This is a genomic window from Bradyrhizobium brasilense (genome assembly GCF_029714345.1).
Taxonomy (GTDB): Bacteria; Pseudomonadota; Alphaproteobacteria; order Rhizobiales; family Xanthobacteraceae; genus Bradyrhizobium; species Bradyrhizobium australafricanum.
Window position 1 is genome coordinate 5525632 of record NZ_CP121669.1, and the last position, 13967, is coordinate 5539598.

Genomic DNA, 13967 nt, shown 5'->3' on the forward strand with positions numbered 1-13967 from the left:
AAGCCCCCTCCTCGCTCAGGGATTTGTCGGATCCACTTTCTTCCAGGTCTGGTCCGGATCGAAAGCGATCATGCGCTTGGCGAGGAAATCGGTGCGTGAGCCGAGATCCTTTTGGTAGACCGTGCCTGCGTGGTTGACCAGGAAGGTCATGACGCCGGAATTGCCGTACTCGGCGGGATAGGCGACCAGCGCGAATCCACCGATCATCTTGCCCTTCACGACATAGTTCAGCGCGCCGCCCGGGGCGTCGGAGCCCTGTGCCTTCAGGATCCGATAGTAGTAGCCGTGGTACGGCATGCTCTGCTCGCCGACCTTGTAGCCTTCCGCGGCGGCCTGGGCCGCCAGTTCGCCGAGCGGGCTTGGATCCTTGTCGTCGCGCCAGAACAGCCCGTCCGTCTTGCCCGGCCTGCTGACGATGCGCTGGGCATAGGCGCCCACACCCTCGCCGCGATCCTTCTCTGCGTATTCGTTCTGTGCGTCGACATAGGCAAGAGAGGTCTGGATCGCGGCCAGCTCGTTGCGGCCGATCCTGCGGTAGAGGATTTCGCGACGTCCCGCGGCGGCGTCGAAACTCCAGCCGTCATTGTTGTTGACGAGCGGGATCGGGAACGGGAAATCGTCCCTCCCCAGAATCAAGGTGGCTTTCTTGTTGCCGTCAGCCTTGATCGAATGCTTAGCGTCGTAGGCAGAAAGAAAGCTCTCTCGCGCATTGGCGTCGGCGACGTCGTCGCCCGACTCGATGATATCGGCGGCATCGCGGCCCAGCACCTTCAGCATGGCCCGGCTGGTGCCGGTCTTGACGGCGGTTGCCAAGGCGGACGCCGCGTCTTCCGGATTGGGGAAGCCTTGCTGCGCGCGCGCCGGAGTCAGCAGCAAGGCGAGTGCTGTTGCCGTGGCCACGCCGATGGAGGCAATACGATCCAGTCGCGAGTATGAGGGGCCTGTCATCGTGATGCCTCCGACGGGGATGGAATCTTCGCGCCGGCGGCAAGCCAATCGTTGTAGCTGCGGAACTTGAGTCCGAGCTTGTCGTAATAGACCCTGAGATAGCCGTCGGCACCGCGCGTCACCGCCGCCGGCATGACCTGCTCGACCTCCTGCGCCATCACGCCGACATAGGCTTTGCTGCTACCGAGATAGCTGAAGCGATAGTAGCCGAGGCCGTTGGCGAGATGTCCAAGCAGTTCGATATCGTGCTTGAGCGCGATGTCGGAGCGTCGTCCACCGCCACCGCCGCCGCGGAAGCCGCCACCTCCGCCACCACCGCGGAAGCCGCCTCCGCCCCCGCCACGGCCGGCAAAACTTGCGCCGCCGCCGCCGCGCGGCATGCTGGCCATACTCGATCGCCCGCGCGCCGATGCCGCCGCAGCTGCCCGTCCGGACGATACGTTCATGGCGCCACCGCGACTGCCACCGCCACGATTCGCCGCAGCTGCGCGGTTACCGGCATTGCCGCGGCTGGCGGCCTTGGCGCGATCGCCGCCGCCCTTGGCCTTGTTGCCGGCACCGGCGCGGTCGCCGCCCTTGGCGCGATCGGCGGCACCGGCACGGTCACCGCCTTTGCCGCGATCGCCCGCACGGTCTCCGCCGCGGTCGCCTCCACGGTCTCCAGCCCGATCTCCCGCACGATCTCCGGCGCGATCTCCGCGATCTCCTGCCCGGTCACCGGCGCGATCTGCGCCCGGGCGATCGCCGCCCGGCTTGAGAACCTGCTGACCATCGCGGCCGCGAAAATCCATCCGATCGCCGGCACCGGCCCGATTGGCGTTGCCGCCGAAGCGCTGCTGGACGTTGCTGTTGTTGTAGCGGACGCCCTGGCGATGCGCCGGATTATGCTGCCAGCTGTTCCCGATATTGTTGACCCGGTTGAAATTGTTCACATAGACGTTGCGATTGCCCCAGTTGAAGCCGCCGCCCCAATAATTACCCCAGCGTCCGATCGCCCATCCGGCGCCGAAGGCAAGACCTGCCGCGATCACCCCGGCGCCGATATAGGACGGATAGCCGAAATAATACGGCGGATAGTCTGCATAGGGCCACGCGCCATAGACCGTCGCGGGATCGTAATAGGGCACGTAGACGGTGTTCGGATCGGTCTGCTCGATGACGATGACCTGCTTGCTCTCCTGGGTCTGGACGCTGACCTTCTGCTGCTTGGTCGTCACCAGCTTGTTGTTGGCCTGCGCCTTGCTGCGCAGCCGCTGGATCGCATCCATGACGTCGGGCTGCTGCGCCAGCACGGCATCGCCCAGATTCTTCGTCCAATCGATCTTGTCGCTCATCATCGCGAGCACGTCGGCGGTGCTTGCGAGCGCCTTCACGCTGTCATCCCAGGCCTGCTTGTCGACCTCGGCCTTCAGGGCATCCCCTTTCAGGCTCTTCCGCTCCTTGAGCCAGCGATCGGCCTGCACGACCTCGAGCGGATAGGTCGACGCCGCCAGCACGTTGGCGAGTAGCGAGTCCGGGTAAAGCGCGATCGGCGCCACCAGGGCTTCCAGCTGTTCCGGCTTCAGGAGCTGATCGGCAGGCTGCGTCGTCGTCGCCGCGGCCGGCTGGCTGGTCTGGGCCGGCGGCTTGTCGGCAGTCTGCGCGAATGCGGCAACGGACGTCACCGACACCAGCAAAACCGCCAGCAGAGTCTTGCCCCAACGAAACATCGCGACCTCCATCGACACCAACGGTCAACAGCATCGGCCACGGTCCCGTCCCCTCCTTGATCAAGATCAAGGAAATGCCCTTCCGTTCAGCTTTCGGTTCAGCTTTCGACTTGATCCGGCTGTCGCGACGCAAGGTGGATGCGGCGATCGTGAATCAGGTTCTCGAGCCGATGGGCCGCAACGTTCACCGCCGTGACGGCGCGCTCGGCCTTGTCGTCCGCGACCGGCTGGTCGCGCTGCGTTCGCAGCAGCTGGTCGATTTCGTGCTCGATCTCTGCCAGCTCCGACTCACGCCCGGCCGCCCGGACCCGAGGCCCCAGCGCGTAAAGCGTGTCGAGCGCCTCCTCGCGGCTCGGTGTCTCGACCGGTCGGAGGAATTTCCACGCGGCCGCAAGCACGGACGCCAGTCCACCGGCGATCATCGGCGCCAGGAAGATCGCATTGCCCCACTGGTCGAGAAAACTCTCCCTGGTCCCCTCATAGACCGCCGCCGCCCCCGGATGCACCGGGATGTAGGCGCCTGCGTCGGTATCGGGCGTAGCGATCTGGGAGAGTGCCGGCAGCTCGGCAAGCAAATCCCGTCGCGCATTCATGATCGACTGCGTCAGGTCGCCGATCAGGTCATTCCCGAGCTTCTTCTGCGCCACCAGATAGAACGACGTCTGCAGCGTCGTCAGGTCGTCGGCAGGAACAGGCGGCGAGCCGCGCAGGGTCCCCTTCGGCACGTCGAAGCTTTCATAGGCGCGCTCTTTTTCGGCGATGGCTCCGGCGGACTCGATGGCGATCATCACCGGGCCGGCTCGCGTGGTGCGCGAGAAGACATTGCGCAGCTGCGAAAGATACTTTTCGGTCAAAGGTATGACGAGCAGAATCGCCCGTACTTCCTTGGTGTCGAGCGCCCGGCGCGCGTCCGCGGGGGCGAGCGGCTTGAACGTCACGCCCGCGCGCGTCAGATCGTATTCGTCGGTCAGCACCTTGATCAGCTTCTGATTGGCTTCGGCGCCGATCACACCGATCGCGGCGCGTTTCAGCTCCCCCACGTCAGATATCGCAGCGCCGGGCGGCGCGACCAACAGGACGGTGGCGTGGGCCAACACGATGACGGCCTGGGCCTGCGAGAGATCGCCGACGTCTCCACGGACGACCGCAAGGTCCACCTTTCCGGACGCGAATGCCTTTGCGGACTCGAGCGGTCCCGGCGTCTGGACCAGGCTGAGCCGGACTGGCGCTTTCGACTGGGCGAACTTTCCCGCGATCGCCGAGACCAGCCTCCCGGCCTCGCCGTCCAGCGACCCGACGGCGATCGTCAAGGTCGTCGGCTGCTCGTACCAGCGATAGGCCAGCAAGCCTGCGCCCCCAACCAAAAGGACGAGGCCGGCCACCAGGGCGATGCGCAATGACCTCGGCAACCTGCTGGGATCCACGACACGCTACCCAATCGGTCCGGCGTCAGCCGACAACGGTCCGGCGGCGCTGAGCCAGCGCGGGGAGCGGACGCCTCTAGATCTTGCAACGATGATAGTTGACCTCCATCCCCTCGATGCCCGGGAACTGGCGCGTGATCGTATCGTCGTCGACGGCCTTAAGGAAGAACTGCACATTCGATACCATGATTCCGGATGCGCAGCCGACGATGATGTTGATGTTCTGGCCGTCGTCCTTGCGCGATTTGATCTTGCAGTTCTCGAACTTGCCCCGCAGGCGATCGGGCTCGGCGATGAATCCGCCGCCATAGACGCCAGAGAAGTTCGTGAAGGTCAGCTGGTTCGCCCTGCCCTTGTGGGCGAACACCTTTCGGCATTGCTCGGCGCTCGTGGCCCAGGCGCCCGTGAGATCGAAAGCGTGCGCGTAACCCGGCAATCCGAAGATCATGCCCGTCACCACGATGGCGCGAAACTTACAGTCCGGTTTCATATCTGTCTCCCTGTTCGCGCCCGTCAGTGACCGCTTAACACCAGCGTCTTGATCGGCAGCAGCAGAGCCTGGATCCGAAGCAGCAAGGCATGAACGAGTGCAGTCGCGTCGACGGCGTGCAGGGCAAAGCCTTTCAACGTGCCGGTTTTCGGATCGTCAATCACGTCATGATTGCTGGTGTAGGCATTGACGATGCAAGTGCTGCCCGGTGTCACGCCATCAAGGCCGCCCTTGTAAAGCGGCTCCAGGAACACGAGGATCGAACCTGGCTTTTGCAGGTTCTGCGGGTCGATCAACAGCTCGCTGGCCCGAAACTGGCCGGCGGCGATGAAATCCTGCACGCTGGTGACGACCAGCGGAATGATCACCCAGGGTTTCGACATACAGGTGGCTTCCGCGACCATGCCGGGCTTCATCACCTGGGCCTCGATCTGCCCGAATCCCGCCTGCAATCTGTTGCGGCCCGCCTCGTCCGGTATCAGGATTCCGGCCGGCCGCATGATCTGGGCGACGAGGTCCCCGGGGCGAACCAGGAATTGTTCGACGCGGCCGTCGACGCCGGCACGGACGAAAGTCTTGTCGAGATCCACCTGCGCCTGCGCCCGCGCGGCCTCGGCGCTCGCCTTCTCGGCCGGCAGCAGCGTGGAGACCCGTAGCGTCGCCGATTCCTTGACGGCGCTGGCGGCATCGACGCCGGACTGCCGCTGATCAACCAGCACCTGCAGTTTCTCGATGTCACGTTGCGGCACAATGCCGGGATTGCGGCGCTGCAACTCGCTCTTCACGTCCAGCTCGTCCTTGGCCTGCTGCAAGGAAGCTTTCGCCTCCCCGATCTGAGCGTCCGCCTTGACGACGTCGGCCTGCGCCGCGATCAAAGACGCATCGACCTCGGCGATCTTTCGCTTGGCGGTCTCGAGCGCGGCCTCCTGCTTCGAACTGTCGAGCCGGAACAGAACGTCACCCTTCTTCACCGGCGCGGTGAAGTCGACATTGACCTCGACGACACGGCCGGAGCCTTCGGGCAGGATCGGCACGGTCCTGAAGTAGATCGCTGCGGAGGTTGTCGAGGGATGAAAGTAGAAGATCATCGTGATCAGCGAGATCGTGAGCATCAGGCAGCCGGTAATTCCCCATCTCAGTTCGTACCAGACAGAGAAGAACGTGATCTCCTTGCCGAACCGCTTGCCTTGCCGATAGCGGCGGTAGAGGTAATCCGGCAGGATCGTCACCAGCGAGCAGATCATCAGCTCAAGCATGGTTGTGCACCTCTTGCTTCGCGGCCGTCCGGACTTCGGGACTGCCGCCAGGTACGGACTCGGCTTCCGGTTCGGCAGCGCCCGGCGTGGCGTCTGCGATGCGCTCGACGGAATCGGCGATGCTGCGCATCGGCGTGCCGAAATCCGGCAGGTCGATGAGTGCCAGCAACAGGCCGGCGACCCAGAAGATATGCATGTGGGTGAAAAGCGATATCAGGCCGAGGACGGCGACGATCTCAAACTGAAGCTTCTGGCTCTTGTGCGCCATGCGCTCCGGCAGGCTGTGCAGCTTCCAGTACAGAGTGCCAACCCACAAGACGGTGGCTACGAGGAAAATGCCCATCACCACCATCAGGGTGTCCGACCCGTCGGCGCCGGGAATGAAAAACGGCAAATGATGGGGGGCCGCCGGATGCATCTGCTCGCTCAAGCCAAGTCTCCCGGTCGCAATAACACCGCAAGCGAATCTTGATCGACACTGCTGACGATCCTATCGCGCTTGCTTGATCTGGATCAAGGAAGCCGGTCGGCTCATCTCTACCGTTCCGGGGGCAAGGTGGAAGATCGGGCTTAGGAGTCCCCAGCCATGCGAGACAAGATCGATGATCTGATCCCCAAGGCACACGAGATCCAGAAGCAGGCAGCGCTGAAGGAAGCGGAGAAAGCCGGGGAGGATGCCAAGCGTGCGGCCGCTATCGAGGCCGAGAAGCGCGCGTTGATCGAGCGGCTGAGCAAGCCCTCCGGGCTTAGCGAGGACGAGAAGGTCAAGCTGGCGTCGACGGTGATTCAGCGGGCGGTGCGCAACGGGTTGAGCGAAGTACAGGTCTATCGCTTTCCCAATACGCTGTGCACCGACAAGGGGCGAGCCATCAATCAGATGGAGTCCGGCTGGGAGAAGACGCTGACGGGTATCCCTAAGGAAATATACCAGCTTTGGGCTGACTACCTGCAGCCGCGCGGCTATCGCATCCGCTATCAGATCGTCGATTACCCCGGCGGCATGCCCGGCGACATCGGAATCGTCATTTCCTGGGGCGACTAGTTGAAAACGATGGACGGATATCCATGGCGAAAGACAAGCCCGCTGGGAAGATGAAGCGCAAGGACTATGAGGAAGAACTGAACAAGCTGCAGATCCAGCTCTGCCATCTCCAGGAATGGGTGAAAGCGAACAATCTCAGGGTCATCATCCTGTTCGAGGGACGCGATGCGGCCGGCAAGGGCGGAACGATCAAGGCCTTGACCGAGAAGGTCAGCCCGCGCGTGTTTCGCGTGGTCGCCCTGCCCGCGCCCTCGGATCGTGAAAAGTCTCAACTTTTTATCCAGCGCTATATGCAGCAGTTTCCGGCGGCCGGCGAGATCGTGATCTTCGATCGCAGCTGGTACAATCGCGCAGGCGTCGAATATGTGATGGGGTTCTGCTCGCCGGCGGAGCACAAGCGGTTTCTCTCGCTCTGCCCGCAGATGGAGCAATACATCATCGAGGGCGGCATCATCCTGATCAAGCTGTGGCTCGAGGTCGGGATGGACGAGCAGGAGCGCCGCTTCAGGGCGCGGATCGACGATCCGCTGCGGCAGTGGAAGCTGAGCCCGATGGACACGGAATCTTACCGCCGCTGGTATGATTACTCCCGTGCGCGCGATCTGATGTTCAAGGCGACGAGCTCGAAGCACGCGCCCTGGAACGTCATCCGTTCCGACGACAAGCGGCGGGCGCGGCTGAACTGCATCTCGTTCCTGCTGAAGACAATCCCTCACGGACGGGTCAAGCGCGACAAGGTCAAGCTCCCCAAGCGCTCCAGCAAGGGTCGCTACAATGATCAGACCGGACTGCGCGGAATGAAATTCGTCGAGGAACGCTACTAAAGCTCCAGGCCGCGCCGTGCGCGGCCTGGACTACTCCGGACCTACTTCAAGCGGATGGAAACCCCACCCACGGCGGCCGAGACTTCGGCGCCGACCTTCGGACCGCTGAGCTGCAGGATCACGCCATTGGCGTTCTGCAGTTGCACGCCGCCGGCGCCCGCGGCGATCGCCCCACCGGCGCCTGCGGCACTGTAGGAGCCTTCGATCGAGGCGGGCCCTCTGAGATTGAGGGCACGCCCGACCAGCTTGGTGGTCGAAGCGCCGATCGTGAAGCCGACGCTCATGCCCGATACCGTGAACGGATAGTGCTTGCCGCGCAGCGTCAATACGCCCTCGCCGCCTCCGACACCAACGATGAATCCACCCTTGGTGAAGATGACGGCGACCGAGCCGGTCTCAGCCAGTGACGGCGTGCTGAAGCCGGCCAATCCAACCGCCAGCGTAGCAAGAACTCCGATCAAACTCACTTTCCTCATCATGTCCCTCCAGGAACCGGTTGCGTTACGACTTGTTGCGCAAGACTCATCGCCGCAAGAATGCGAAGACGCCTTGCGGACTCTCCTTCGTCTATGATGCAGCCTTGAACTTCGGCGCGGCCGCTCGCGGCTTGCCCATCCTGGCCAGTGCCTCGGTCGTCACGAGCTTCAAGCCCTCGGCCGCGTCGTAGCCATGGATCTCCTTCACGTCCAGCTTGCGCATGAAATCGATGGTCTCCTGCGTGATGACCTGGCCAGGGACCATGATCGGGAAGCCCGGCGGATAGGGAATCACGAAGTTGGCGGAGACGAGAGCGGGCCCGTTCTTCAGGCGCCTGTCGATCTCGGGATCGTTCAGGCGAATATATTCGCATCCTGCGGCGTCGTAGGCCGAATAGAACCCGCCGCGGATGTCGCCCTCATTCGTCTTCGCGCCGGCATCGCCGCGATAGGCGTCGTGGAAATGCGAGAAGTTCGGCAGATCGGGGACGTCCTTCATCAGGCTGGTGACCCGCATGTCGAAGTCGACCCTGGCGTTCGCGCCGCCCTTGGCCAGGCCGCGATCGATTTCGCCGGAGATTTCGGCCAACACCCGGACGAGATGCGCGACGTCGCTTCGGGTATTGTTGATGTTGGACTGGATCAGGACCGAGTTGCGCGAGGTCTTGTTGACCTGGATGTTGTAGCGGCTGGCGAGCAGCCCCTTGAACGACGTTCCGTCGTACCCGGCGGTGCCGCAGACCAGCGTCATGCGGGTCGGATCGAGGCAGAACTCATCGTCGTTCAGGCTCTTCAGGGCGCTTGCCCAATTGGTCCCGGCCGCCAGATAGTCGGTGAAGCCGCTCTGGCGGTATTGCTTCGGCACCATGGCATCCGCGCCGAGAACGCGGAAATATCTCGAAATCAACGGATTGGTGTTGACCGCGTTGCGGATGGCGAACGCGATCTCCATGGCATTGGCCACCAGTCCATAGCCCTCGAGCTCCATCTGCCGGCGCGAGACATCGAGGCTCGCGATCAGCTGCTGGTTCGGGCTGGTCGAGGCGTGCGTGAATACGGCCTCCTTGAACTGCGCTTCGACGGTGTGAAATTCGATGTCCTTGACCGCCAGCATCGAGCCCTGGCGGATCGCCGACATCGACTTGTGCGTCGAGTTGGTCTGGTAGACGCGCAGCCGGATCTGGCGCGGATCGGGGATCAGCCTGGTCTTGAGCAGAACCTCGTCGGACGGATTCTTGCCGAACTCGGCCTGCTGCTTCTCATAGGCGGCGACCGACTTGGGATCGCGCATCCAGGCTTCGATCTCGTTCGCCGCACCCATCGCGGTTCGCCGCCTCAGGAACGGCGAAAACCGCGCGAAGCCGAACCAGGCCTCGTCCCAGAGGAAGATCAGGTCAGGCTTGATCGCGAGGCATTCCTCCATCACCCGCCGCGTGTTGTAGATGTGGCCGTCGAAGGTGCAATTGGTCAGGTCGATCAGCTTGACCCGGTCGAGCCGGCCGTCCGCCTTCGCGTTCAGAAGCGCCTGCTTGATCGTCTGCAGCGGCACCGCGCCATACATCGAGTATTCCGTCATCGGGAATGCCTCGACGTAGAGCGGCTGTGCGCCCGCGAGCACCATGCCGTAATGGTGCGACTTGTGGCAATTGCGGTCGACGATTGCGATGTCGCCGGGACCCAGCAGCGCCTGCACCGCCATCTTGTTGGACGTCGAGGTGCCGTTGGTCACGAAGTAGACGCGGTCGGCGCCGAGCGCGCGCGCGGCCTTCTCCTGCGCCTTCTTGATGTTGCCGGTCGGCTCCAGCATGCTGTCGAGGCCGCCGGTGGTCGCGCTGCTTTCGGCAAGGAACAGGTTCAGCCCGTAGAATTCGCCCATGTCGCGGATCCAGTCCGACTTGAACACGGACTTGCCGCGCGCGATCGGCAGCGCGTGGAAGGTGCCGATCGGCCGCTGCGCATATTTCTTCAGATTGTCGAAGAACGGCGTGTCGAAGCGATCCTGCACGCCCTCCAGAATTGAAAGGTGCAGTTCGAGGATATCCTCGACCGAGTAGAACACCCGGCGCACCACATCGGCTTCGGGATTGCCGGCCAACTCCTCGACGTCGCGGTTGGACATGAGGTAGAGGTCAAGCTCGGGACGGACCCGCTTCAGGATATGGGCCAACCGTAGCGCGGACGCATCGGACTCGTCGCTGAGCCCCATGGCGCCGGTCATGGCGCGAAGCACCGGCGCATCGTGGCGCGAGCGCAGCCCGAAGCCTTCATTGATCACCACCGCCGCAATATTGGGGTTCAGCATTGCCGCGCAGAAGGCGTCCTCGAGGTTGCCCACGACCACGGGCTCATAGATGAAGGCGTCGACCGGACGCCGCAGCTTGCGCCATTCAGCCAGGAGCCCGGGCCAGTTGCTGGCTGGCACCCCGGTCACGATCAGGGTCTCGAAGTAAGGACGGCGCGCCGCCGATTGTCCGAGAGTTGGCGGAAGCAGATCGGGAACGTCGCCATTGCCCTCGTCCTGCGTGCTCCAGTCACCTGCATGCTGGCGGAAGGATTTTGTCTGAAGTGCCTGCGCGATCCGCGTCGCAAGCATATGCGAGGTGGCGGCGTCGCCGGCCGCCGCGGCTTCCTTCAGCGCCGCCATCAAACGAAGGCCCGGATAACCGTGAAACTCCTCCGTCACCGCAAGCGCCGACAGCGCCGCGTCGTACGCCGCACGGTCGCCGCCCCTGCTCCACGTCTTCGCCGCCTCAACCAGATCGCGCCAATTGTCGGCCCGTCCGCCGGGCCCGGAGAAGAACTGGTCGATACGCTGCTGTGCCGGCTTCGCGTCGTTGGCCATGGGTGTCTCCCGATCTCGTGATCTCAGCGCTGGTTCTGTCCAATCGTACAAACCGGGCCCATTGCGCCCTTTGATCCAAGTCAAGCTGCAAGCCGGATTGAGACAGCCCCCAAGCGTGATCGCGACGTCTTGCGACGCAACAAGGCTGGAATGTCGCAGCAGTCCGCACCGCCGCGCACGCTAGTCGCTTGCCTGCGGCTTTCTGTTGCTCAATACGCTGTCGAGCGTACGCGTCCAGTCGCCGCTATCGGTCTTGTCGGCAAGACCATCGGCCCGAAGCAGATCCCGCAACTGCGCGTGCGCGCCCACAATGCAGAATGTGATCTGGCGCGATGCGAGCTCCTGGTGAAGGTCATGCAGCATGCGCGAGCCCGCAAGGTCGATGAACGGCGAGGCCGACAGGTCACAAGCCACCAGCTTGACGTCGGGCGACGTCCGAAGCGCCGCCAGCACCGTTTCCAAGATCGTCTCGGCGTTTACATAAAGCAGCGAGGTCTCCGGGCGGAACGCGATGATCCCGGTCAGGGGCTCGACGTCATCGTGTCGCGCCCGGTCGGAATAGCGCCCGCTGCCGGCTTGACGGCCCAGAAACGCGATATTGGGCTGGGAAGCCCGCAACAGCAGCAGGAAGATCGAGGCGACGGCCGCCAGCAACACGCCCTGCAATATCCCGAGGAACAGCACGGACACCAGCGCGATGATAGCGGCATAGAAATCGATCCGGCTGATCCGCCACATTCTGGCGAGCGCCGCAATATCGACCAATTTGTAGACGGCTGAGAAAACGATCGCGGCAAGCACGGTCTTCGGCAGATTGGTCAAGAGGCCCGTGAAGAACAGCAGGCAGAGCGCGAGGGTTGCCGAACAGAACACCAGCGCCAGCGGCGTGCGTGCGCCGGCGGCGTCATTCACGGCCGACTGCGACAACCCGCCGGCGACGGGATAGCCATGCCCGAAGGCTGCGGCGAGATTGGCCGCGCCGAGTCCCAGAAACTCCTGCCTGACATCCAGCGGGTAGCCGTGCTTTGCCGCAAAGCTGCGCGCGGCAGACACCCCTTCCACATAGGCCAGCACGAGGCATCCGGCAGCGATCGGAAAGAGATCGTCAAATTCGAGCAGACCAAATGTCGGGAGCGACATCGTCGGCACCCCGGTCGGGATCGGCCCGGTCACCGGCAGTCCCATTTGCGCGAGCCCGAGCGTGGAGACCATCAGGATCGAGAGCGCGACCACCGCCAACCCGATGGGCTTTCCGGGCAGTCTCTTCTCGCCGAGCAGGAGCAGCACCGTCGCAGTCACACCGAAGCCGAGCACCAGCGGCCTGGTATCGCCGAGCTGGCCGGCAAGCTTGATCACGCGGTCGAAGAAGTTGTGGCCGCCTCCAGCGACGCCGAACAGGCTGGGCAGCTGGCTCATGATGATGGTGAGCCCCGCTCCGGCCTTGAAGCCCACCAGAATACTGTCGCTGATCAACCGCACCAGCAGACTGAGCTTGAACAGCCAGGCAATCAGGCAGAGCACTGCGACGCTGAAGGCCACGAGACTGGCAATCTGCCCGTAACGCGTGGCGTCGCCGCCGGCCAGTATGCCGACGGCGCCGGCGATCATCAGCGAGATCGCCGACGTGGGTCCGACCGCGAGCTGCCGGGACGAGCCCAGCAGGGCGTAGCCCACGCCGCCGAGCAGATAGCCATAGACGCCGATCTGCGGCGGCAGACCCGCGAGCCCGGCATAGGCCAGCGACACCGGAATCGCGTAGGCCGCCAGCGTGACCCCGGCGATTGCGTCCGCCCCAAGCCAGGATGCGCGGTAGTCGGCGAGCCAGTTCGCCGCCGGAAACCAGCGCATCCGACTCGTCTCTACCTGGATCGACATCAAGCCCGCCGTATGACGCCACAATGGTCGCATGTGGTTGCGCCGGCGGGCCCGATGCGCGTTGATTCAGATCAAGCTTCGCAGTCCTCAATGTGCTTCTGATCTTGCGCGGCTCGATCGCCGTGACCTGCAGATTTGCCAGATGACTGCCGGAGCGCATGGCATGCGTCAGCACCGCTTACGGACCCTCGCAACCGCAGCGCTGCTGTTGCTTGGCCTGATCGCTCCGGCGCGCGCGGAGGACCAAGCCACATCCCAGCGCATCCAGGAAGAGATCTGGGCGTTGCCGACCCCGCTGCCCATGTTCGCTTATCTGGTCCGTCCGCTCGGCGATGGCCCTTTCCCACTGGTCATCATGAACCACGGCGTGTCACTGAATGCCAGGGATCGCAGCTTCTTCCCGCTGGTCGAATTTCGCGATGCCGCAATGTGGTTCGCACGGCGCGGCTATCTCGTGGTGGCACCGGTGGGGACCGGCTATGGCGCGGCGGCCATCGATATTCCCGAACGCGGTCTTTATGGCCCGTTCTTCTCGAAGATCGGCAAATGCACCAATCCGAATTTCCTCGATGCGGGCCTCGCCGTCGCGCAGGTCGATCTCTGGATCATCGATTACATGGCCGCCGAAAAGCGCACCTTGCCGAAGGACGTCATCGTCGTCGGACAGTCGGCCGGCGGCTGGGCTGCGATCGCGTTATCGAGCCTCAACCCGCCGCAGGTCAAGGCCATCATCACCTTCGCGGCAGGCCGCGGCGGCCGTGTCGATGGCAAACCCAACAATAATTGCGGCCCCGACAGACTGGTCGAGGCCACCGGCAAGTTTGGCCATACATCGCGGGTGCCGATGCTGTGGTTCTACATTGAGAACGACACATTCTTCGGCCCGGCCCTGTCGAAGCGAATGCACGAGGCCCTCACGCGCGCCGGCGGTCGTGCCGAGTACCATCTTTTGCCGCCGTTCGGCGACGAAGGGCATTTCCTGATCGGCTCTCCCGATTCCATTCCCACATGGTCGCCTTTGGTCGAACGATTTCTCGACAAGGTCCGCTAGGCGGCCGTTCCCGCTGGAGGAGCATCCATG

At 63.6% G+C, this 13967-nt stretch carries 12 protein-coding genes; 3 read left to right on the forward strand and 9 right to left on the reverse strand.

Annotation, left to right across the window (positions count from 1 at the left end; genetic code table 11):
• Positions 1-15 precede the first annotated feature (15 nt).
• The 6 genes from QA635_RS26105 to QA635_RS26130 form a co-directional block, all read right to left on the reverse strand.
• Complete coding sequence (locus tag QA635_RS26105; RefSeq protein ID WP_283062196.1) at positions 16-948, reverse strand: DUF2950 domain-containing protein; 933 nt, start codon at positions 946-948, stop codon at positions 16-18.
• The gene (locus QA635_RS26110; protein WP_283062198.1) at positions 945-2657 is read right to left on the reverse strand and encodes a DUF3300 domain-containing protein; all 1713 of its coding nucleotides are present in this window, start codon (positions 2655-2657) and stop codon (positions 945-947) included. Before QA635_RS26110 ends, QA635_RS26105 begins: the two co-directional genes overlap by 4 nt.
• Before the next feature lie 98 nt (positions 2658-2755).
• A complete protein-coding gene (locus tag QA635_RS26115) occupies positions 2756-4066 on the reverse strand; it encodes a TAXI family TRAP transporter solute-binding subunit (RefSeq protein ID WP_283062200.1) in 1311 nt (436 codons plus the stop codon).
• A 91-nt stretch (positions 4067-4157) separates the two neighbouring features.
• Positions 4158-4571: a hypothetical protein gene (locus QA635_RS26120; protein ID WP_283062202.1), complete on the reverse strand. Its 414-nt coding sequence runs from the start codon at positions 4569-4571 to the stop codon at positions 4158-4160.
• A 23-nt stretch (positions 4572-4594) separates the two neighbouring features.
• Positions 4595-5827, reverse strand: a complete 1233-nt coding sequence (locus tag QA635_RS26125; protein ID WP_283062203.1) for an HlyD family secretion protein — start codon at positions 5825-5827, stop codon at positions 4595-4597.
• Positions 5820-6257, reverse strand: coding sequence for a hypothetical protein (locus QA635_RS26130; protein WP_283062206.1), 438 nt, complete (start codon positions 6255-6257; stop codon positions 5820-5822). The genes QA635_RS26125 and QA635_RS26130 overlap by 8 nt, the downstream gene beginning before the upstream one ends.
• 156 nt (positions 6258-6413) lie before the next feature.
• Between QA635_RS26130 and QA635_RS26135 the strand changes: the two genes are divergently transcribed.
• Both QA635_RS26135 and ppk2 read left to right on the forward strand, forming a co-directional pair.
• Positions 6414-6869, forward strand: a complete 456-nt coding sequence (locus tag QA635_RS26135; RefSeq protein ID WP_283062208.1) for a hypothetical protein — start codon at positions 6414-6416, stop codon at positions 6867-6869.
• 23 nt (positions 6870-6892) lie between these two features.
• Positions 6893-7693: a polyphosphate kinase 2 gene (gene ppk2 / locus QA635_RS26140; protein ID WP_283062210.1), complete on the forward strand. Its 801-nt coding sequence runs from the start codon at positions 6893-6895 to the stop codon at positions 7691-7693.
• A gap of 41 nt (positions 7694-7734) precedes the next feature.
• Here the strand turns inward: ppk2 and QA635_RS26145 are convergent, their stop codons facing one another.
• The 3 genes from QA635_RS26145 to QA635_RS26155 form a co-directional block, all read right to left on the reverse strand.
• Positions 7735-8169, reverse strand: a complete 435-nt coding sequence (locus QA635_RS26145) for a hypothetical protein (RefSeq protein ID WP_283071813.1) — start codon at positions 8167-8169, stop codon at positions 7735-7737.
• A gap of 91 nt (positions 8170-8260) precedes the next feature.
• Entirely contained in the window at positions 8261-11011 is a 2751-nt protein-coding gene (locus QA635_RS26150) for a decarboxylase (RefSeq protein ID WP_283062212.1), read from the reverse strand.
• 180 nt (positions 11012-11191) lie between these two features.
• A complete protein-coding gene (locus tag QA635_RS26155; protein WP_283062214.1) occupies positions 11192-12886 on the reverse strand; it encodes a SulP family inorganic anion transporter in 1695 nt (564 codons plus the stop codon).
• Between the two features lie 163 nt (positions 12887-13049).
• Between QA635_RS26155 and QA635_RS26160 the strand changes: the two genes are divergently transcribed.
• On the forward strand, positions 13050-13937 hold the full coding sequence (locus tag QA635_RS26160; RefSeq protein WP_283062215.1) for an alpha/beta hydrolase family protein: 888 nt from the start codon (positions 13050-13052) through the stop codon (positions 13935-13937).
• The last annotated feature ends 30 nt before the right edge of the window (positions 13938-13967 follow it).

Excerpts from the sequence above, each read along its gene's own strand:
- QA635_RS26105 (WP_283062196.1), bottom strand. The coding sequence starts at position 948 with ATGACAGGCCCCTCATACTCGCGACTGGATCGTATTGCCTCCATCGGC.
- QA635_RS26110 (WP_283062198.1), bottom strand. The coding sequence starts at position 2,657 with ATGTTTCGTTGGGGCAAGACTCTGCTGGCGGTTTTGCTGGTGTCGGTG.
- QA635_RS26120 (WP_283062202.1), bottom strand. The coding sequence starts at position 4,571 with ATGAAACCGGACTGTAAGTTTCGCGCCATCGTGGTGACGGGCATGATC.
- QA635_RS26125 (WP_283062203.1), bottom strand. The coding sequence starts at position 5,827 with ATGCTTGAGCTGATGATCTGCTCGCTGGTGACGATCCTGCCGGATTAC.
- QA635_RS26135 (WP_283062208.1), top strand. The coding sequence starts at position 6,414 with ATGCGAGACAAGATCGATGATCTGATCCCCAAGGCACACGAGATCCAG.
- ppk2 (WP_283062210.1), top strand. The coding sequence starts at position 6,893 with ATGGCGAAAGACAAGCCCGCTGGGAAGATGAAGCGCAAGGACTATGAG.
- QA635_RS26145 (WP_283071813.1), bottom strand. The coding sequence starts at position 8,169 with ATGAGGAAAGTGAGTTTGATCGGAGTTCTTGCTACGCTGGCGGTTGGA.
- QA635_RS26150 (WP_283062212.1), bottom strand. The coding sequence starts at position 11,011 with ATGGCCAACGACGCGAAGCCGGCACAGCAGCGTATCGACCAGTTCTTC.
- QA635_RS26155 (WP_283062214.1), bottom strand. The coding sequence starts at position 12,886 with ATGTCGATCCAGGTAGAGACGAGTCGGATGCGCTGGTTTCCGGCGGCG.
- QA635_RS26160 (WP_283062215.1), top strand. The coding sequence starts at position 13,050 with ATGCGTCAGCACCGCTTACGGACCCTCGCAACCGCAGCGCTGCTGTTG.